Below are 19,838 nucleotides of genomic sequence, written 5' to 3'. Positions count from 1 at the left end.
TTTTGCTTTAACCAAGCGTGACTTCCATACACTCACGTCTTGTATTACCTCTCTTTATACCGTTCCTTATATAGCTTCTTTCTATTTCGGTCTCTAACCCCTACAATCCTCGCACCATAGGGGGAAGCATGCATTCACGATTTAAAATACTCGACTCATTTTTGTTAGATCACCAAGTCTACTGGCGCTCAGAGCCTTTCCACCTATGCCAAACTCTCCAACAACCATGGTTAGATGTGAATCGCCCTCTTATTGATTGGTTAGAAAGCTTGAGTCTTGAGAGCATCCAGTATTTAAAAGATCAGCCTCAGATATTAATAGCAGAGCTTGCACGTTTTATTCCGCAACTAGAGCAAGTAAGCCAAAGTATCCAGTTCAATAGCACGAAACTTGCTGGATTAAAGCTGGATCGAGGAACGGAAGAGGGTATTCCGGGAAGGAAGTTGCAACAAATTGTTGCGATGGGAGAAGTTGCGCTCGAACATCATCATGGCAAAGAGTGGTTGGAGTGGTGCTCGGGGAAAGGTTTTTTAGGGCGAATTCTGTCACAACAATCTTGCCAAAAAGTCACTAGCTTTGAATGGCAACAGTCTTTGTGTGAGAGCGGGCAAACAATTGCAGATGCTCAACATTTAGACATGACGTTTGTTCAAGGTGATGCATTTTCACAGAGGGCGGATGAAGTATTCAATTCAAATCAACATGCTGTAGCACTGCATGCTTGCGGCGACCTTCATGTTGAATTAGTCAAAAAATCAGTTTCTCATGGATTGCCAACGGTGACCATTTCACCTTGCTGTTACCATCTTATTCGCGGTGAGACCTATCAAGCGATGTCTTCCGTTGCGAAAATTTCGGCATTAATATTGAGTAAAGGTGACCTAAGAATCCCTCTTCAAGAGACCGTAACGGGTGGGGAAAGAGTAAAAAGGCACCGCCAGTTGGAGATGACTTATCGATTGGGTTTCAGTCAATTGCTTAAAACTGAACTTAATATTGGCGAATATGTGCCTGTGCCTAGCATCAAAAAATCAGAATTGTCCGAAGGTTTTGAATCATTTTGCCGTTGGGCATCTGAGATCAAGACATTACCGCTTGAAGCTAATATTGATTTTGATTCATATTTTGCTCAAGGAGAGGCTCTTTTTTGGGAAATGGAAAAATTGAGCTTGGTTCAACAAGTCTTTATGCGTCCTTTAGAAGTATGGTTGGCGTTGGATCGCGCCATCTATTTACAAGAACAAGGTTACGAAGCTTCTATAGAGGAGTTTTGTGAACGTAGTATTACGCCAAGGAATCTGTTGATTCATGGCTTTAAGGTGAAATGCTAGCTCCAAGAACCAAGAACCAAGAACCAAGAACCAAGAACCAAGAACCAAGAACCAAGAACCAAAAATAAAGAGATCACGGTACTTGAGGTGTATGGTCATAAATACAAAAAAGCCAGTCGACCAAAATGAGTCGTACTGGCTTTTTAGTTAGCGAGCAGTGCTTTACTGACTGTTGATCACTAAGGCACTAACTGGCTAAACGCAATTAGTTAAACATTGCGATTGCTTTAGCTGGCTCTACGTATTCTAGGTCAAAGCTTTCAGCAACTTCTTTACAAGTTACTTTACCGTGAATGACGTTTAGACCTTCTAGGAAACCTTCATCGGATAGAAGAGCTTCGCGGTAGCCTTTGTTTGCTAGCTTAACAATGTAAGGAAGTGTTGCATTGTTTAGTGCGTAAGTTGAAGTACGAGCAACGGCACCTGGCATGTTAGCAACACAGTAGTGAACGACATCATCAACAATGTAAGTTGGATCTGCGTGAGTCGTCGCGTGTGAAGTTTCGAAACAACCACCTTGGTCGATCGCAACGTCAACAACTGCTGAGCCTGGCTTCATTTTCGCAATGTGATCTTTTGTAACAAGTTTAGGAGCGGCTGCACCTGGGATTAGTACTGCACCAATCACTAGGTCGGCTTCTAGAACATGCTTCTCGATAGCGTCTTCTGTAGAATAAACCACTTTTGCACGGCCTTGGAATTCTTCATCAAGACGACGAAGTGTATCTACGTTACGATCAAGAATGGTTACATCAGCGCGAAGGCCAACAGCCATACGTGCTGCATTAGCACCAACAACACCGCCGCCAACAACAACAACTTTTGCTGGCTCAACACCTGGTACGCCGCCAAGAAGAAGACCACAACCACCGTTAGATTTCTCTAATGTTTGTGCACCTGCTTGAATAGACATACGACCAGCCACTTCAGACATTGGTGCTAATAGTGGCAAGCGACCCATATTATCTGTTACAGTCTCATAGGCTACGCAGACAGCTTTGCTCTTGATTAGCTCTTCCGTTTGTGGAAAATCTGGTGCAAGGTGTAAATAGGTAAATAATATTTGCCCTTCACGAAGCATAGCTCGCTCGACAGCTTGAGGTTCTTTAACCTTTACAATCATTTCTGCTTTCGTGAAAACGTCAGCAGCAGTAGGAAGAATGGATGCGCCTACAGCGATGTAATCATCGTCTGAAAAACCGATACCAGTACCGGCATTGGTTTCTACAAAAACTTGGTGGCCGTGTGAGATTAGTTCTCTCACGCTAGCTGGGGTCATACCAACGCGGTATTCGTGGTTCTTGATTTCCTTAGGTACGCCAATGATCATCCTGACTCCTTATTTTATTTTGGTTGTTTTATCTATGTGTAGGGTAATTCTGTCGAATTAATATCTAGTATAGATAGGTTCAGGTAGAATTTGATACTGAATATTAAAAAGTTGTAGTATATTTTTTTGCAAGGAAGTAATAAGGTGGAATAAAAAATGGCAGACAATTATAAGAAGCCGTCCAAGGAACTAGATCGTATTGACCGCAACATTCTTAATGAGTTGCAAAAAGACGGTCGTATCTCAAACGTAGAACTATCAAAACGAGTAGGACTTTCTCCAACTCCATGTCTTGAACGTGTTCGTCGTTTAGAACGTCAAGGTTACATTACTGGGTACACAGCGTTGCTGAACCCACAGTACCTTGATGCTTCACTTTTAGTGTTTGTTGAAATTACGTTGAACCGTGGTGCTCCAGATGTGTTCGAACAATTCAACACCGCTGTTCAGAAGCTTGATGACATCCAAGAGTGTCATTTAGTGTCGGGTGATTTTGACTATCTTCTAAAAACACGTGTATCGGATATGGGTGCTTACCGTAAGTTGCTCGGTGATACGTTACTGCGTCTACCAGGCGTAAACGACACTCGAACTTACGTTGTCATGGAAGAAGTGAAACAAACTAATCAACTTGTGATTAAAACTCGTTAATCGCAATTGGTGAAATGAAAGAAAGCGGACATTTGTTCCGCTTTCTTGCTTTCTGGAATTGGGTTTTTCTGTTTGATATGGTTAAATCAACAGTAGTTTCATTTAAACGAGCGGCTTGGGCCTCTCGCGACGTTTTTATCCCGTTCAATTATTAAGTTGGTTTATGTTCAAGCAGAGCAGTAATAAAGTAGAAACAATCATTAAAACGAGTGAAGAGCCTCAGTCTCCCCGTTTGAATGGTTCTCAACGTCTAAAAGAGTGCAGTCTTATTCTGGGTGTTCTCTTCTCTATTCTACTTGCCGTTGCGTTATTAACTTTTAGTCCTGCAGACCCATCATGGTCGCAAACGGCGTGGGGTGGTGACATTCAAAATGCGGGTGGCTACCTAGGTGCATGGTTGGCGGATACGCTTTTCTTTGTGTTTGGTTCTTTGGCTTACCCTTTACCTATCTTGGTAACGGTTGCTGCGTGGGTATTATTCCGTAAACGCAATGAAGACGAGCCAATAGATTTCATGCTGTGGGGCTCTCGTTTACTTGGTCTTACCGTTCTTATTCTTACTAGTTGTGGTCTAGCCGATATCAACTTTGACGACATTTGGTACTTTTCATCAGGCGGTGTGGTTGGTGATGTGCTCACAAGCCTTGCACTTCCAACGCTGAATGTTTTGGGTAGTACTCTTGTTCTTCTTTTCTTGTGGGGGGCGGGTTTAACCTTATTAACGGGTATTTCTTGGTTAAGCATTGTTGAATGGTTGGGTGAATGCGCGATTAAGTTCTTTACGTCTGTTGTCAATAAAGTTCGCGGCCAAGATCAAGAGCTGCTTGAGCCTGAGTTGCAAGAATCAGCAGATCGAGATTTGCTGTTAGAAGAGCGTCAACGACCAACTCACCGTGATGTACGTGCTTTAGAAGATAATCTTGTAGAAGGCAGTGTTATAGAAGACAGCGCTATAGAAGGGCGTAAAGAAGCAGAACATCTTGACCCTGCTATGAGCTTTTCTGCGACTGCAGGAGCTTCAGGTGCGACCGCCAATACTTTAGACAATACCGTATCACCGAAACGCCAATATAATATTCATATGCCAGTAGAGGCTCCAACTAAACAAGAAGCTTCTACGCATACACCGATTAAAAATGAAAATGCACCAGTAGAGTCAGTCCCCGCTGTACCAATTTATCAAGCGCCCGATGATCCATTGGAAGAAGGTATCGAGCGTTCGAAGCAGTTGAACGCGACTATAGAGCAGTTAGAAAATGCAGCTATGTATGAAGATGATCTTGCTGAACAAAATCAGGCCGATGCTCACGAGTCTCAAGTCGCGTATCAAGAGTACATGCAGAGTAAAGAGCCGCAAGTTAGCCCTGTTAATGATGTCAACATTGATACCGCCAACTCAGAAATTGATAGAGCTGCAGAAGTAAATACTGAGTTCGATACAGAAGATATTCAGCCTGAGTCGTTGTACGCATCACCAATAGGGGAACAAGAAGAAACATCACAAGAGTTCTCAGCACAAGATTCACCTTTTGAGACAACGCAAAACCAGAGCTTTGAACCAAGCTCAGAGTTTGACGCTGAAGTTACTGATGAACAAAACACAGAGCAACCTGAACCTTTATCTGATGAGCAAGAACATTCAGAATTTGTGCAACCAACGGAACAGCCCCAACAGCCAATTGTTGATCTTCCTTGGGAAGAGGTAATAGAAGAAGAACCTTTAAATCAAGACCAAGATGTAGCCGCATTCCAGAACATGGTTTCTGAAGCTCAAGCGAACATGGCTGCAACACAAAATCCGTTTTTAGTTCAGCAAGACGTTAACTTGCCGAAACCAGCGGAACCATTGCCAACGCTTGAATTGTTATTCCACCCTGAGAAGCGTGAGACCTTCATTGATCGTGATGCACTAGAAGCCATCGCTCGCCTTGTTGAATCTAAATTAGCGGATTACAAGATCAAGGCTGAAGTTGTTGATATTTTCCCTGGCCCAGTGATCACTCGATTTGAGTTAGACCTTGCACCAGGTGTCAAAGTTAGCCGTATCTCAGGTTTGTCGATGGACTTAGCGCGTTCACTATCAGCGCTGGCTGTGCGTGTAGTTGAGGTTATTCCGGGTAAGCCTTATGTTGGTTTGGAATTACCAAACATGAGTCGCCAGACTGTGTTTTTCTCTGACGTAGTGGGTAGCAAACAATTTATTGAAGCTAAATCTCCTACGACTGTCGTTCTTGGGCAAGATATCGCAGGTGAGGCCGTCATTGCTGACCTATCTAAAATGCCTCATGTACTGGTTGCGGGTACGACAGGTTCAGGTAAGTCGGTTGGTGTGAATGTCATGATCTTGAGTATGCTTTACAAGGCATCACCAGAAGATGTTCGTTTCATCATGATCGATCCGAAAATGTTGGAATTATCTATCTATGAAGGTATTCCACATCTGTTGTCTGAAGTTGTGACTGACATGAAAGATGCGTCTAACGCCCTTCGTTGGTGTGTAGGCGAAATGGAACGTCGTTACAAACTTATGTCGGCTCTTGGTGTTCGTAACATAAAAGGCTACAACGACAAATTGAAGATGGCCGCGGAAGCGGGTCACCCAATCCATGACCCACTGTGGAAGCCGGGCGACAGTATGGACCCTGAAGCGCCATTGTTGGAGAAACTGCCTTACATTGTGGTTGTCGTTGATGAATTCGCCGATTTAATCATGGTAGTGGGTAAGAAAGTTGAAGAACTTATTGCACGCTTGGCGCAAAAAGCGCGTGCGGCTGGTGTTCACTTGATCTTAGCAACTCAACGTCCTTCGGTGGATGTTATTACTGGTCTTATTAAAGCCAACATCCCAACGCGTGTTGCCTTTACGGTATCAACCAAAACGGATTCAAGAACTATTCTTGACCAAGGTGGTGCAGAATCATTATTGGGTATGGGTGATATGTTGTACTTACCACCGGGTTCAAGCCACACAACTCGTGTACACGGCGCGTTTGCTTCTGATGACGATGTACACGCGGTAGTGAACAACTGGAAAGCACGCGGTAAGCCAAACTATATTGAAGAGATTACGAACGGCGACCAAACCCCAGAAACACTGTTACCGGGTGAGAAGATGGAAGGAGATGAAGAAGTTGATCCTCTATTTGATCAAGTCGTTGAGCACGTAGTTCACTCGCGTCGAGGCTCGGTTTCTGGCGTACAGCGTCGATTTAAGATTGGTTACAACCGTGCAGCACGAATTGTAGAGCAGCTTGAAGCTCAAGGTATCGTAAGTACTCCGGGCCACAATGGTAACCGTGAAGTCTTAGCACCAGCTCCACCAAAAGATTAGTTCCACTAGGAACTCATGCCCATTAAGTCGGTCAAACCGAAAACATGACCGACTTATGTTCTAACAGGATTATTGATGAAAAAAGTATTCGCACTTTTATTTATGAGCTTCTCAGTATTTGCTTCTCCGAAAGAAGAGTTGAGTAGTCGCTTGGCATTGAACGCCGGTTTTAGCGCTGACTTTAAACAAGTCGTAACCAGCCCTGACGGTGATGTTGTGATGGAAGGCGAGGGCACGGTAGAGATAGCACGACCTAGTTTATTCCGTTGGGAAACGACATTTCCTGATGAAAACTTGCTGGTATCAGATGGCCAAAGCTTGTGGTACTACAGCCCGTTCATTGAGCAGGTAAGTATTTACTGGCAAGAACAAGCGACATCACAAACGCCTTTTGTTTTGCTTACGCGTAGCCAAGAAAGTGATTGGGATAATTACAACGTAGTGCAATCGGGTAACCAGTTTACGTTAACGCCAACGGCTGTTGATTCTAATCAAGGCGACTTCCAGATTAACATTACTGAAAAAGGCATTGTTCAGGGCTTTAATGTGATTGAACAAGATGGTCAGAAAGGTGAGTTTACCTTTGAAAATGTTGACTTAGGTAAGCCTGCTGCAGACCGTTTTACTTTTGTAGCGCCGGAAGGTGTCGAGGTCGACGACCAAAGAAACTGATCTACATCAGCAGATCGTTTGGTAATAAGTCGATTGGTATTGATGCCATCAACGAATCAAGAGATTGCAATTGAGTAATTACAGCTTAGATTTTGCGGGGGACGAAGATTTTCGTCCCCTTGCTGCTCGTATGAGACCTGAAACTGTCGAACAGTATATTGGTCAACAGCATATATTAGGCCCAGGTAAACCACTTCGTAGAGCGTTGGAAGCGGGTCATATTCACTCGATGATTTTATGGGGGCCTCCGGGCACCGGTAAAACTACTTTGGCGGAAGTGGCCGCTAATTATGCCAACGCCGAAGTTGAGCGCGTATCAGCGGTGACCTCGGGCGTAAAAGATATTCGTATCGCCATTGAAAAAGCGCGCGAGAACAAACAAACAGGGCGCAGAACGATTCTGTTTGTAGACGAAGTCCATCGCTTTAACAAAAGCCAACAAGATGCCTTTCTGCCTCATATTGAAGATGGAACGGTGACTTTTATTGGTGCGACGACAGAAAATCCATCCTTTGAATTGAACAACGCTTTGTTATCACGAGCACGTGTTTACAAACTTACGTCACTAAATACCGATGATATCGCGTTGGTGATACGCCAAGCCATCGAAGATAAACAGCGCGGGCTTGGTGATGTGTCGGCCGACTTTTCAGATAACGTCTTAGATCGTCTCGCTGAACTGGTTAACGGCGATGCTCGTATGGCGCTCAACTACCTTGAGCTGCTGTATGATATGGCAGAAGACAACGACCAAGGTGAGAAATCGATAACGCTGCAGTTATTGGCGGAAGTCGCCGGAGAGAAGGTTGCTCGCTTTGATAATAAGGGCGATATTTGGTACGACTTGATCTCCGCTGTTCACAAATCGATTCGTGGATCTAACCCTGATGCAGCTCTGTATTGGTCGGCGCGAATGATTGCAGCGGGTTGTGACCCTTTGTATATCGTAAGACGCTTATTAGCGATTGCTTCTGAAGATATTGGAAACGCTGATCCTCGAGCCATGCAAGTCGCGATGTCGGCGTGGGACTGCTTCACGCGTATTGGTCCTGCTGAAGGTGAGCGTGCGATTGCACAAGCCGTTGTCTATTTAGCGTGTGCGCCAAAGAGTAACGCCGTTTACACCGCTTGGAAGCAAGCCTTAACGGATGCTCATAATCTTCCTGAATATGAAGTGCCTCATCATTTGCGAAATGCACCCACAACTTTGATGAAGGACATGGGCTATGGGCAAGAATACCGTTATGCTCATGACGAACCAGGTGCCTACGCGGCTGGCGAAAAGTACTTGCCTCCTGAAATGGGAGAGAAACAATACTATTTCCCAACAAAACGAGGCTTAGAGACTAAAATTGGCGAGAAGCTAGATTATCTGGCGGATTTGGACACAAAAAGCCCACAAAAACGCTATGAAAAGTAGTCTTTTTTGGATATCGTTACCTTGTCATAAAAATTCAATTAAATCGTTTAAAATTGGTCGAAATAGCACCAGTTTTAGGGGTTTAGCAGTGATTCAGTAGTCAAGCTACTGAATATTCAAATAACTAAAGCATAGGATTAGCAATGCTGGATTCTAAATTACTTCGAGCTGAGCTGGATGAAACAGCGGCAAAATTAGCACGTCGAGGCTTCACCCTTGATGTAGAGACAATTCGTGAACTTGAAGAAAAACGTAAGTCCCTTCAGATGAAAACTGAAGAGCTGCAAGCGTTACGTAACTCTCGATCGAAGTCCATTGGTCAAGCGAAAGCAAAAGGCGACCATGAAGAAGCTGAGCGTATCCTTGCTGAAGTAGGCAACTTAGGCGCAGAACTAGACCAAGCTAAAGTAACATTGGCTGAGCTTCAATCTGAGCTAGAAACGATCACAATGTCTATTCCTAACCTACCTGATGCAGAAGTGCCAGATGGTAAAGATGAAGACGACAACGTAGAAGTTTCTCGTTGGGGTCAACCTAAGACTTACGACTTCGAAGTGAAAGATCATGTAGATCTTGGAGAAATGTCTGGCGGTCTTGATTTTGCTAGCGCAGTTAAAATCTCGGGTTCTCGTTTCATCGTGATGAAAGGCAAATTTGCTCGCCTACACCGTGCTATTGCTCAGTTCATGCTGGACCTTCACACTGATGAGCACGGCTACACAGAAATGTACGTACCGTACCTAGTGAACCACGATAGCCTATACGGTACTGGTCAACTTCCTAAGTTCGGCGAAGACTTGTTCCACACAAGCCCGCTAACTGAGCAAGTAAGTGACGTACCTCTTAAGACGCTATCGCTTATCCCTACTGCGGAAGTACCGGTAACGAACATGGTTCGTGATACGATTACTGATGAAGCTGATCTGCCACTTAAGATGACAGCTCACACGCCATGTTTCCGTTCTGAAGCGGGTTCTTACGGTCGTGACACTCGTGGTCTTATCCGTATGCACCAATTCGACAAAGTTGAACTAGTACAAATCACTAAGCCAGAAGACTCAATGGCAGCGCTTGAAGAGCTAACTGGTCACGCTGAGAAAGTACTTCAACTTCTAGAGCTTCCTTATCGTAAAGTGATTTTATGTACTGGTGACATGGGCTTCGGCTCTGCGAAAACTTACGACTTAGAAGTATGGGTTCCAGCACAAGAGACTTACCGTGAAATCTCTTCTTGTTCAAACATGTGGGATTTCCAAGCGCGTCGTATGCAAGCTCGTTTCCGTCGTAAAGGCGAGAAGAAACCTGAACTTGTACACACACTAAACGGTTCTGGTCTTGCTGTTGGTCGTACTATGGTTGCTATTCTTGAGAACAACCAAGAAGCAGATGGCCGTATTGCTATCCCAACAGTACTTCAACCATACATGGGCGGCGTAACGCACATCGGTTAATCAGTAAAACTGTTATACGAAAACCCAGTCAATCGGCTGGGTTTTTTATTATCTGTTACACCGGAAAGCAGTGAGTCGAGGGCCAATTTCATTACTCATTTGTAATAGTGTCTCTCTAATTTTGGTTATTATTACATCACTAAAAAATGGTTATAATGCGCTCTTACCGCGGTAGGTACAAGTTTTCTCATGCAAATACAGAGGAGGACTTATGGCCGTAGGATGGGCAGGTGACGATAGCGTCAGTCAGCAAATTCAAAATACCATTGATGATGAGATCTCTCGTGTAAGAGGGAACATTCAAAGTGGGGAAAGCTTGCATTATTGTGACGAGTGCGGTGATGAGATATCAGAAAAGAGACGGCTAGCAATTAAAGGCGTGCGTTTCTGTATTGGATGCCAGTCCATGTTTGAACACGTTGCGTATCGTCACTCATTGTTCAATCGCAGAGCAAGTAAAGACAGCCAACTTCGTTAGAAGGCGGTCGTTCTCTATTGTCGAGAATAATGAACCGACCTCTCCTTAACTTCAATATTGCAGATAGCAAATGACTCAGTAAGGAGAGGTAATAGCTTTGTCTTCTATTTAAAGCAGTGGCGATCTTTTAATGCGCAATCAATAGCGGAAACAAGCTTCTCTATATGTTCAGGCTTGCTAATGAAAGGAGGCATCATATAGATCAACTTACCAAAAGGACGGATCCAAACACCTTGCTCTACAAAGTGAGCTTGGATGGTTTCCATATCGACAGGTGTATGTGTTTCAACAACGCCAATAGCGCCTAACCAACGAACGTCTTTGACAAGATCATGCTCTCGCAACGGTGGTAATAACTCAGAAAAGAGTTGTTCAATCTGTTGAGTCTGATTTTGCCAGTCGCCTTTTTCAATTATGGACAAACTTGCTGCACCCACAGCACAAGCTAAAGGGTTGCCCATAAAGGTTGGCCCGTGCATAAAGCAACCTGCTTCACCGCCACATACGGTGTCCGCGACTTCTTTGCTCGCAAGCGTCGCTGACAGCGTCATATAGCCGCCAGTTAAAGCCTTGCCTACGCATAAAATGTCCGGTTGAACATCGGCATGCTCACAGGCAAACAGTTTCCCAGTGCGGCCAAACCCGGTCGCAATCTCATCCAAGATAAGTAATACGTTGAATTCATCACACAGTAAGCGAACCTGTTTTAAGAACTCAGGGTGGTATATGCGCATGCCGCCAGCACCTTGAACTATTGGCTCTAAGATCACGGCTGCAACCTCTTCATGATGGGTTGTGAGTTTCTCTCGAAAGCTATTGATGTCACTTGAATTCCACTCGTCCCAAAAGCCAGTCTTTGGTGAATCAGCAAAAATATGTTCAGGTAGGAAGCCTTTGTAAAGGCTATGCATCGAGTTATCCGGATCGGTCACTGACATCGCCGCGAAGGTATCACCGTGGTAACCATCTCTTAGCGTTAGGAACTTTGAACGAGGTTGCCCTTTAGCATGCCAGTATTGCAGTGCCATCTTAAGGCTAACTTCTACGGCCACTGAACCTGAATCAGCCAAGAATATGTGTTCTAGATTACTTGGCGCTAGATCCAACAACTTTTTACACAAATCGATAGCGGGCTGGTGGGTGATACCACCAAACATAACGTGTGAAACCTTATCGATTTGGCTGTGAGCTGCAGCATTGAGATCTGGATGATTGTAGCCGTGGATGGTTGACCACCAAGATGACATGCCATCAATAATTCGCTTTCCGCCTTCTAATTCTAGGTAAACACCGTCTGCGTTGGTGACTGGGTAGCAGGTCAGAGGTGTTAACGTTGATGTGTAAGGATGCCAGATATGCTGGCGATCAAAGGCGAGATCCATAGTAACTTCCATTTTAGGTGTGATTAGAAAATAACCAGATGTAAACTTTTGATATTATCAAAGTGTTGACAGTCTAAAGCTTGTCGGTAGACTAGCCAAGCATAAATGCAATCTCTATTAATAGAGATGCAACATCAAATAATAAAAAAGGATCGACACGTGGAAGTTCGTCATGACTGGACAGTGGCTGAAGTAACAGCACTGCTTGAAAAACCGTTTATGGATTTAATGTTTGAAGCTCAAGTCGTTCATAGACGGTACCAAGAGCAAAACCACGTGCAAGTGAGTACGCTTTTATCGATAAAGACGGGTGCTTGTCCTGAAGATTGTAAGTACTGTCCTCAAAGTGCTCACTACCGAACGGATGTCGACAAAGAACGCTTAATGGAAGTCGAGCGTGTTTTGGATGCTGCGCTAAAAGCTAAGAATGCGGGCTCAACTCGCTTTTGTATGGGCGCTGCATGGAAAAACCCGAAAGAGCGCGATATGCCTCACCTTACCGACATGATCAAAGGTGTGAAAGGCATGGGCTTGGAAACCTGTATGACACTGGGCATGTTAACGCCCGATCAAGCGGGTGAACTAGCGGGTGCGGGTTTAGATTACTACAACCATAACCTTGATACGTCTCCTGAGTTCTACGGCAGCATCATTACTACTCGTACTTACCAAGATCGTTTAGATACTTTATCTCATGTACGTGATGCGGGTATGAAGATTTGTTCTGGTGGCATTATTGGTATGGGTGAAAGCACCAATGACCGTGCAGGTCTACTTGTAGAGCTAGCTAATCTTCCTGTACACCCCGAAAGTGTGCCAATCAACATGCTTGTAAAAGTGAAAGGCACACCGATGGAAAACGTTGACGATGTTGAGTCTTTCGATTTTATCAAACTGATTGCCATTGCTCGTATCATGATGCCAATGTCTGCGGTTCGTCTATCAGCGGGCCGTGAGAACATGAACGAACAGATGCAAGCGATGTGTTTCATGGCTGGTGCGAACTCTATCTTCTACGGTTGTAAGTTACTGACTACGCCAAATCCAGATGAAGACACGGATATGCAGTTGTTTAAGAAGTTGGGTATCAATAGTCAACAAGTGGCTCAAAAGCCAGACGAAATTCAAGAAAATGAACTGTTAGATCAAGTGGTGGAGCGCGTTGCTGCTCGTCCAACGAAAGATGACATTTTCTACGATGCCACTGTTTAAATCTCGCATCAAAGAAGCCCTTGTTCATCGTCGTGAGCAAGGGTTAACCCGTCAACTTAAGGTACTCGAAAACAGTAATAGCCCTTTGCTTAATAGCGAAGGTTCTAGCTTCATTAACTTTTCGAGTAATGATTACCTAGGCTTAGCGAACGATCCTGAATTAGTGAATGCATGGCAAGTGGGGCTTTCTCAGTATGGCGCAGGCAGTGCGGCATCCCCATTGGTTACTGGTTTTAGTTCTGTTCATCGAAATCTAGAAGCTCAGCTATGTGAGTGGCTTGGTTTTGAACGCGCCATTCTATTTAGCTCTGGGTTTAGTGCTAATCAAGCTCTGTTGTTCTCTCTGCTCGAAAAAGACGACTCTCTGTTGCAAGACAAACTTAACCACGCCTCTCTGATGGAAGCGGGGATGCTTTCTCCTGCAACAATGAAACGCTTTAAGCACAACGATACGCAGCACCTAGAGTCTTTACTAAGCCGCTCTCCACAATCGTTAGTCGTGACGGAAGGTGTGTTCAGCATGGATGGTGACCAAGCGCCTCTTAAACAGATATCTAACTTGACCAATCGGTATGACAGTTGGTTGGCGGTTGATGATGCCCACGGTATAGGCGTATTGGGTGATAGAGGAGCAGGGAGCTGCAACGCGGCACAAGTAACGCCTGATATTTTGGTGGTGACCTTTGGTAAAGCATTCGGTCTTTCTGGTGCTGCGATTCTTTGTACGTCAGAAGTGGGTGATTACTTAACTCAGTTTGCTCGTCATCATGTTTATTCGACGGCGATACCTCCTTCACAAGCCGTCGCTTTGTCTCATGCGTGTCAGATGATTCAAACGCAAGAGTGGCGTCGTGAAAAGCTCCAAGAACTTGGTGCTATTTATTCAGAGCAGATGAGTGGCGTGAAAGGTTTTATTGATACTCAGACTCCTATTAAGCCGTTTGTAGTTGGCGAAGCTCAAGCTACGTTATCTATTGCCGAAGAATTGAAGCGTAACCAAGTTTGGGTAACCGCAATAAGACCGCCGACGGTTCCGGCAGGGACTGCTCGCCTGCGAATTACTTTAACGGCCAATCACAGTAAGAAACAGATTCTTCAGTTAATTGACTCGTTGCTTCAAGCAATAGAGCGAAGCAATGAGTCTGGAAGCAAACCAAGCATAGAATCATGCTTTGAATTAAGGAATGAGGCTCAGTAAATGTCACAAGAAGCAGCAGTGCATAATTACGTAGGCCAAGATAAGAGTGCGATTGCAGAAGCTTTCGGTAAAGCAGCCGCAACCTATGATAAACACGCTGAGTTTCAACGTGACGTCGGCCATCGTTTATTAGATAAACTACCTAACGATCTCTCAGGTTTGAAGGTGTTGGATTTAGGCTGCGGTACCGGCTATTTTTCTGAACAGATGGTGAAACGTGGTGCTGAGGTGGTGTGTGCCGATCTATCTATTAGAATGTTGAAAAAGGCGAAGCAGCGTTGTGGTACATCGGTCTCTTTGTATCAACAAGCTGATGCCGAGCAACTTCCGTTCCAAGATGGGTGCTTTGACGTTGTTTTTTCAAGCTTAGCGTTGCAATGGTGTGACGACTTATCGTTACCTTTAAGAGAAATGAAGCGTGTAACCTGTGACGGAGGGCAAGTAATTTTCTCAACTTTGCTTGAAGAGTCACTATTTGAGTTGAAAAAATCGTGGAGCAAAATTGACACACATCAACACGTTAACCATTTTATTACAATCAATCAGGTAAAAATTGCGTTAGCGCAATCTAGCTGTACGGCTCATCAACTAGACTTGCCCACCATTATCGTTTGGTACGACACTGCGTTTGAACTGATGCGCGACCTTAAAGGTATTGGCGCTAATCACGTAAGTGGTCGCTCACAAGGTTTAACAAGTCGCCGAATGCTACAGCTTGTTGAACGGGAATATAGAGAGTTTAAAAACCATCAAGGTTTCTTACCAGCAACATATCAAGTTTGTTTAGGGGTTATTCAATTATGATTGATGCATTATTTATTGCAGGTACGGATACCGAAGTGGGAAAAACTGTGGTTTCAAAAGCGATTCTTCAAGCTTTGGCCGCACAAGAGCTATCAACAATTGGTTACAAACCAGTTGCTGCAGGTTGTGAACAACATCCTGAAGGGCTACGTAACAGTGATGCGTTGCATCTTCAAGAGGCTGCAACGCAAGATATTGCTTACGAAGACGTTAACCCGTACGCATTGTTGCTACCATCATCACCTCACATTGCAGCAAAGCATGACGGTGTAGTGGTTGATGAAGCGGTATTATCCGCGAAGCTAGAAGCGCATAAGCAAAACTCTGACATCGTTCTAGTTGAAGGTGCTGGTGGTTGGCGTGTTCCGGTTTCAGATGACGAATACCTGTCTAGCTGGGTCAAAAAAGAACAGCTTCCCGTGGTACTGACTGTTGGAATAAAGCTGGGCTGTTTGAGCCACGCTTTGTTAACCGCAGAGGCAATTCGCGCTGATGGCCTAAACCTAGTAGGTTGGGTTGCAAACCGTATTAATCCAGGCACTGAACATTATGCTGAGATTATTGCGATGCTTGAAGATAAGCTAGGAGCGCCGAAGTTAGGTGAAATCCCATACGTACCAAAAGCGAAGTCTAAGAACATAGGTAAGTACATTAATGTACAGCCACTGCTTGATCTTTGATTGAACAATAGACGTTTCAAATAAGAAAAGGGCTGCGATTGCAGCCCTTTTGCTTTATTAAGCCTTTTGACCGTACGTTTATAAAAACCGGTCTTTTGAACAAGCTTGGGGTTAATGTTCTTTTGTCAGTCCCATTAGTGCTTGCTGTGTTTCTGTGATTTTTACCTGTGCCGTTTGCGGTGTTAGGATTCCGATCTGTTTTTTTGCTTCTTCTTCAGTAATCCCTAGGTGACAGCACAGTAAATCGATAGCCATTTGAGTGTTAGTACCTTCAACCATGATTCTTCCCTTTTTGTACATGGACTAGCCAATAAATCATCTGAGGTCACTGTAAACGGATTGTTATATCGACACCATACGACTTAGGTCTAATAGACCATGGCTAATTCGAATACAGTCTCGTAATCAAATGTTGCAATTTAATGCTTAACCTTGTTTTCTTAATCTAAGACTATATGTATAAGTAAGTATAAGTCTTCAAGGTTGGAATAAATTGCTGTCTGCCTTGTCTATAACAATAAGTTTTATAAAAACAGCTTTCATGCGGAGATAAGTAATGAAGCGAGTAATGTTGTTCCTTGCAACCAACCTTGCGGTTGTATTGGTACTAAGTGTTGTTCTTAATATTGTATACGCCGTCACAGGTATGCAACCAGGAAGCCTTTCAGGCTTGTTGTTGATGGCTGCGGTCTTTGGTTTTGGTGGTTCATTCATCTCACTAATGATGTCTAAGAAAATGGCATTGCGTTCAGTTGGCGGAATGGTCATCGAAAGCCCTCGTAACGAAACAGAACATTGGTTGATGGAGACGGTAAGTCGTCAATCTCAACAGGTTGGTATTGGTATGCCAACAGTGGCGATCTACGACTCGCCAGACATCAACGCATTCGCGACGGGTGCTAAGCGTGACGATTCATTGGTAGCAGTATCAACAGGCCTGCTGCACAACATGACGCGTGATGAAGCTGAAGCGGTATTAGCGCATGAAGTGAGCCACATCGCGAACGGCGACATGGTGACCATGACGCTAATGCAGGGTGTTGTGAACACGTTCGTTATCTTCCTATCTCGTTTCATCGCCAACATTGTTGCGTCGAATGACAACGAAGAAGAGGGTGGCAGCAACATGATGGTGTACTTCGGTGTGTCTATGGTGTTGGAATTGGTATTTGGTTTCTTAGCAAGCTTCATTACGATGTGGTACAGCCGTCATCGTGAATTCCATGCCGATGCAGGTGCAGCGAACCTAGTGGGTAAAGAGAAGATGATTGCAGCGCTAGAGCGTCTAAAGGTGAGCCACGAGCCACAGTTAGAAGGTTCTATGATGGCATTTGGTATCAACGGTAAGAAGTCTCTAACAGAGCTTCTAATGAGCCACCCTCCGCTAGATAAGCGTATTGCGTCTTTACGTAACATGTAATTTCTAACACAAGCTACTTTCGTTAAGCGGCAATACGTATTTGAAAGGCTTCCTTCGGGGGGCCTTTTTTGATCATGGCATTCAAGACAGTAAATATCTGAGGGATATGTGTTTGGTGATAGAAAGGTACTGGTGATAGAGGGTTACGATATTGAATGGTTTATATCGAAACTGACTAATATGAGTAGGATAATAAGTAGGGAGTGCTTAGTGTTCTTTTGATGACAGACCATGTTCAATACACTTGGTTCCGCTCAACAAAAAGGCTTCCACATGGGAAGCCTTAGTCTATTCTGTGATTCGAAATTCGAATTTTACAGCTTGTCAGTTAGCTCGATTGCTTGACCGATGTAGTTCGCTGGAGTCATATCTTTTAGACGTACTTTCTCGTCTGCAGGGATTTCAAGACCATCGATGAATGCACGCATGCCTTCGCCATCTACACGTTTACCACGAGTTAGTTCTTTCAGCTTCTCGTATGGCTTCTCGATGCCGTAACGACGCATTACTGTTTGTACTGGCTCAGCCAATACTTCCCAGTTTTTGTCTAATTCAGCAAGTAGCGCAGCGCGGTTAACTTCTAGCTTGCTAATACCTTTCAGAGTCGAAGTGTATGCAATGATAGCGTAGCCAACACCAACACCTAGGTTACGAAGAACCGTAGAGTCAGTTAGGTCACGTTGCCAGCGAGATACAGGAAGTTTTTGTGCTAGGTGGCTAAATACTGCGTTAGCTAGACCAAGGTTGCCTTCAGAGTTTTCGAAGTCAATTGGGTTAACTTTATGCGGCATTGTTGAAGAGCCGATTTCGCCAGCAATAGTCTTCTGCTTGAAGTGACCAAGAGCAATGTAGCCCCAAACGTCACGGTCGAAGTCTAGAAGGATAGTGTTGAAACGCGCAACCGCATCAAATAGCTCAGCGATGTAATCGTGAGGTTCGATTTGAGTTGTGTATGGGTTCCAATTTACGCCAAGAGATTCAGTGATGAACTCTTCGCTGAATTCGTGCCAGTTAACTTCTGGGTATGCAGAAAGGTGTGCGTTGTAGTTACCTACAGCACCGTTGATTTTTGCAAGGATCTCAACGTTTTCGATTTGCTTGAATTGACGTTCCATACGGTACGCAACGTTAGCCATCTCTTTACCCATAGTAGAAGGAGAAGCTGGCTGACCGTGTGTACGAGACAGTAGAGGGATATCACGGTACTCGTTCGCAAGTGCCTTGATAGCATCAATTACGTTACGAATTTCTGGAAGAATCACTGTGTCACGAGCTTCTTTAAGCATCAGCGCGTGAGATGTATTGTTGATGTCTTCAGAAGTACATGCAAAGTGAATGAATTCATTTACTGCGTGAAGCTCAGGAACGCCAGCTACTTTCTCTTTTAAGAAGTATTCAACCGCTTTAACGTCGTGGTTTGTCGTGCGTTCGATCTCTTTGATACGCAGAGCGTCTTCTTCGTTGAAGTTAGCTGCTAGTTCATCAAGAAACTGGTTAGCTTCTGCACTGAACGCTGGTACTTCTACGATTGCATCAGTTTGTGCAAGCTTTTGTAACCAACGAATTTCAACGATAGAGCGGTATTTTAGTAGGCCAAATTCACTAAAGATGCTGCGTAGTGCAATAGTCTTACTTCCGTAACGGCCGTCTACTGGTGAAACAGCACTCAATGCTGACAGTTCCATGGTGTTCTCCTGAATTGAGTTTTCTAAATTTTGAGAGGTTTATACCAGTAACAATCTCAATTGTCACGCACATTGCGCAATCGTTTGCGTGAGAGTTGTATTGATACAAAAAACAAGCTCGCGACGAGGCGCGAGCTAATAAATTACATTCGAGCTAATAGGATTTGAGCCTGCTCGATCATCTTCTTACGACCGAAAATAAGGTGGCGGCGTTTGCCGCCAACTTGACGCCATAATACAGCGCTTCGAATCCCTGATAGAAGAAGTGCACGAACTTTATGCTGGCTCGATGTCTGTTGAAGTACTGCTGGCGTACCTGAAACCTGAATACGAGGGCCAATAGGGCTCACTACATCTAAGTAGATGCTCGCAAGATTGCTGATCATTTGCTCGTCAAATAGATCAAAATGCTCAGTTTGACGCTCTGCAGTTTGAATGCGATCACCCAGTTGAGACATCGAATCGTTGCGAGAAGATAGCTTACGTTCAAGCGCCATCAAGCTGATAATGTAGCGAGTAATATCGCTACCAGCTGGAGTACTGTCGATACCTTTTACTAAGCATTCAAGGCCTAGCTTTAGGTTCGCCTCACGGCCAAATACACCCACAGTGTTCGCTGGGTTAGTATTTAAAATGGCATTGAGTGAAGCTTCGAAGGCATCTTTATCACAACGGCCGTCTTTCGCTACTTGTTGAACCAAAGCTACAGCTTGGCAAATTCCAGCGAAAGCAATAGTACGGTCATAAAGTGTATTAGCCACGTAGTAACTCCTAGTTGTTTTCTATCGTTTGT

General features: G+C 44.3%; 17 protein-coding genes. 12 read left to right on the top strand and 5 right to left on the bottom strand.

What is annotated here, in order from left to right; all coding sequences use genetic code 11:
• Positions 1-128 precede the first annotated feature (128 nt).
• Positions 129-1,331, top strand: coding sequence for a methyltransferase (locus tag AACW75_RS01860; protein ID WP_145568149.1), 1,203 nt, complete (start codon positions 129-131; stop codon positions 1,329-1,331).
• A 205-nt stretch (positions 1,332-1,536) separates the two neighbouring features.
• Here AACW75_RS01860 and ald read toward each other — a convergent pair whose 3' ends face one another.
• Positions 1,537-2,661 (bottom strand): alanine dehydrogenase, encoded by a 1,125-nt coding sequence (gene ald, locus AACW75_RS01855; RefSeq protein ID WP_145568151.1) that lies wholly within the window; start codon positions 2,659-2,661, stop codon positions 1,537-1,539.
• Between the two features lie 156 nt (positions 2,662-2,817).
• On the opposite strand from ald, the gene lrp reads away from it, so the two are divergent.
• From lrp to AACW75_RS01825, 6 genes are all read left to right on the top strand, one after another.
• Positions 2,818-3,312, top strand: a complete 495-nt coding sequence (lrp, locus tag AACW75_RS01850; RefSeq protein ID WP_004734558.1) for a leucine-responsive transcriptional regulator Lrp — start codon at positions 2,818-2,820, stop codon at positions 3,310-3,312.
• 163 nt (positions 3,313-3,475) lie between these two features.
• A complete protein-coding gene (locus AACW75_RS01845) occupies positions 3,476-6,643 on the top strand; it encodes a DNA translocase FtsK (RefSeq protein ID WP_145568153.1) in 3,168 nt (1,055 codons plus the stop codon).
• Between the two features lie 75 nt (positions 6,644-6,718).
• On the top strand, positions 6,719-7,315 hold the full coding sequence (gene lolA / locus AACW75_RS01840) for an outer membrane lipoprotein chaperone LolA (RefSeq protein ID WP_029224812.1): 597 nt from the start codon (positions 6,719-6,721) through the stop codon (positions 7,313-7,315).
• Between the two features lie 64 nt (positions 7,316-7,379).
• Complete coding sequence (locus AACW75_RS01835; protein WP_237297372.1) at positions 7,380-8,735, top strand: replication-associated recombination protein A; 1,356 nt, start codon at positions 7,380-7,382, stop codon at positions 8,733-8,735.
• Between the two features lie 143 nt (positions 8,736-8,878).
• Positions 8,879-10,186 carry a serine--tRNA ligase gene (gene serS, locus AACW75_RS01830; RefSeq protein ID WP_017073320.1) on the top strand — a complete coding sequence of 436 codons (1,308 nt, stop codon included), beginning with the start codon at positions 8,879-8,881 and terminating at the stop codon, positions 10,184-10,186.
• 211 nt (positions 10,187-10,397) lie between these two features.
• A complete protein-coding gene (locus AACW75_RS01825) occupies positions 10,398-10,664 on the top strand; it encodes a DksA/TraR family C4-type zinc finger protein (protein WP_017073321.1) in 267 nt (88 codons plus the stop codon).
• A gap of 104 nt (positions 10,665-10,768) precedes the next feature.
• Here the strand turns inward: AACW75_RS01825 and bioA are convergent, their stop codons facing one another.
• Positions 10,769-12,046, bottom strand: coding sequence for an adenosylmethionine--8-amino-7-oxononanoate transaminase (bioA, locus tag AACW75_RS01820; protein ID WP_145568157.1), 1,278 nt, complete (start codon positions 12,044-12,046; stop codon positions 10,769-10,771).
• Positions 12,047-12,205: 159 nt separating this feature from the next.
• Between bioA and bioB the strand changes: the two genes are divergently transcribed.
• Genes bioB through bioD form a run of 4 tightly spaced genes read left to right on the top strand, consistent with a single transcriptional unit; the run spans position 12,206 to position 15,940 of the window.
• The gene (gene bioB, locus AACW75_RS01815; RefSeq protein ID WP_017073323.1) at positions 12,206-13,258 is read left to right on the top strand and encodes a biotin synthase BioB; all 1,053 of its coding nucleotides are present in this window, start codon (positions 12,206-12,208) and stop codon (positions 13,256-13,258) included.
• Positions 13,245-14,456 carry an 8-amino-7-oxononanoate synthase gene (gene bioF / locus AACW75_RS01810; protein ID WP_145568466.1) on the top strand — a complete coding sequence of 404 codons (1,212 nt, stop codon included), beginning with the start codon at positions 13,245-13,247 and terminating at the stop codon, positions 14,454-14,456. Before bioB ends, bioF begins: the two co-directional genes overlap by 14 nt.
• Complete coding sequence (gene bioC, locus AACW75_RS01805) at positions 14,457-15,260, top strand: malonyl-ACP O-methyltransferase BioC (protein WP_145568160.1); 804 nt, start codon at positions 14,457-14,459, stop codon at positions 15,258-15,260.
• Complete coding sequence (gene bioD / locus AACW75_RS01800) at positions 15,257-15,940, top strand: dethiobiotin synthase (RefSeq protein WP_029224814.1); 684 nt, start codon at positions 15,257-15,259, stop codon at positions 15,938-15,940. The genes bioC and bioD overlap by 4 nt, the downstream gene beginning before the upstream one ends.
• A gap of 111 nt (positions 15,941-16,051) precedes the next feature.
• Here bioD and AACW75_RS01795 read toward each other — a convergent pair whose 3' ends face one another.
• A complete protein-coding gene (locus tag AACW75_RS01795) occupies positions 16,052-16,219 on the bottom strand; it encodes a hypothetical protein (protein WP_017073327.1) in 168 nt (55 codons plus the stop codon).
• A 277-nt stretch (positions 16,220-16,496) separates the two neighbouring features.
• Between AACW75_RS01795 and htpX the strand changes: the two genes are divergently transcribed.
• The gene (gene htpX / locus AACW75_RS01790) at positions 16,497-17,360 is read left to right on the top strand and encodes a protease HtpX (RefSeq protein WP_010439977.1); all 864 of its coding nucleotides are present in this window, start codon (positions 16,497-16,499) and stop codon (positions 17,358-17,360) included.
• Between the two features lie 314 nt (positions 17,361-17,674).
• Here htpX and purB read toward each other — a convergent pair whose 3' ends face one another.
• A complete protein-coding gene (purB, locus tag AACW75_RS01785) occupies positions 17,675-19,045 on the bottom strand; it encodes an adenylosuccinate lyase (RefSeq protein WP_145568162.1) in 1,371 nt (456 codons plus the stop codon).
• Positions 19,046-19,188: 143 nt separating this feature from the next.
• Positions 19,189-19,806 (bottom strand): high frequency lysogenization protein HflD, encoded by a 618-nt coding sequence (gene hflD, locus AACW75_RS01780; protein ID WP_017073329.1) that lies wholly within the window; start codon positions 19,804-19,806, stop codon positions 19,189-19,191.
• Between the last annotated feature and the right edge of the window lie 32 nt (positions 19,807-19,838).

Origin of the sequence: Vibrio sp. L3-7 (assembly GCF_963898195.1) — a bacterium.
GTDB classification, from domain to species: domain Bacteria; phylum Pseudomonadota; class Gammaproteobacteria; order Enterobacterales; family Vibrionaceae; genus Vibrio; species Vibrio echinoideorum.
This window is presented reverse-complemented; position numbering and strand designations above follow the sequence as displayed.

Coding starts and splice junctions, on each gene's coding strand:
- AACW75_RS01860 (WP_145568149.1), top strand. CDS start 129: ATGCATTCACGATTTAAAATACTCGACTCATTTTTGTTAGATCACCAA.
- ald (WP_145568151.1), bottom strand. CDS start 2,661: ATGATCATTGGCGTACCTAAGGAAATCAAGAACCACGAATACCGCGTT.
- lrp (WP_004734558.1), top strand. CDS start 2,818: ATGGCAGACAATTATAAGAAGCCGTCCAAGGAACTAGATCGTATTGAC.
- AACW75_RS01845 (WP_145568153.1), top strand. CDS start 3,476: ATGTTCAAGCAGAGCAGTAATAAAGTAGAAACAATCATTAAAACGAGT.
- lolA (WP_029224812.1), top strand. CDS start 6,719: ATGAAAAAAGTATTCGCACTTTTATTTATGAGCTTCTCAGTATTTGCT.
- serS (WP_017073320.1), top strand. CDS start 8,879: ATGCTGGATTCTAAATTACTTCGAGCTGAGCTGGATGAAACAGCGGCA.
- AACW75_RS01825 (WP_017073321.1), top strand. CDS start 10,398: ATGGCCGTAGGATGGGCAGGTGACGATAGCGTCAGTCAGCAAATTCAA.
- bioA (WP_145568157.1), bottom strand. CDS start 12,046: ATGGATCTCGCCTTTGATCGCCAGCATATCTGGCATCCTTACACATCA.
- bioF (WP_145568466.1), top strand. CDS start 13,245: ATGCCACTGTTTAAATCTCGCATCAAAGAAGCCCTTGTTCATCGTCGT.
- bioC (WP_145568160.1), top strand. CDS start 14,457: ATGTCACAAGAAGCAGCAGTGCATAATTACGTAGGCCAAGATAAGAGT.
- bioD (WP_029224814.1), top strand. CDS start 15,257: ATGATTGATGCATTATTTATTGCAGGTACGGATACCGAAGTGGGAAAA.
- AACW75_RS01795 (WP_017073327.1), bottom strand. CDS start 16,219: ATGGTTGAAGGTACTAACACTCAAATGGCTATCGATTTACTGTGCTGT.
- htpX (WP_010439977.1), top strand. CDS start 16,497: ATGAAGCGAGTAATGTTGTTCCTTGCAACCAACCTTGCGGTTGTATTG.
- purB (WP_145568162.1), bottom strand. CDS start 19,045: ATGGAACTGTCAGCATTGAGTGCTGTTTCACCAGTAGACGGCCGTTAC.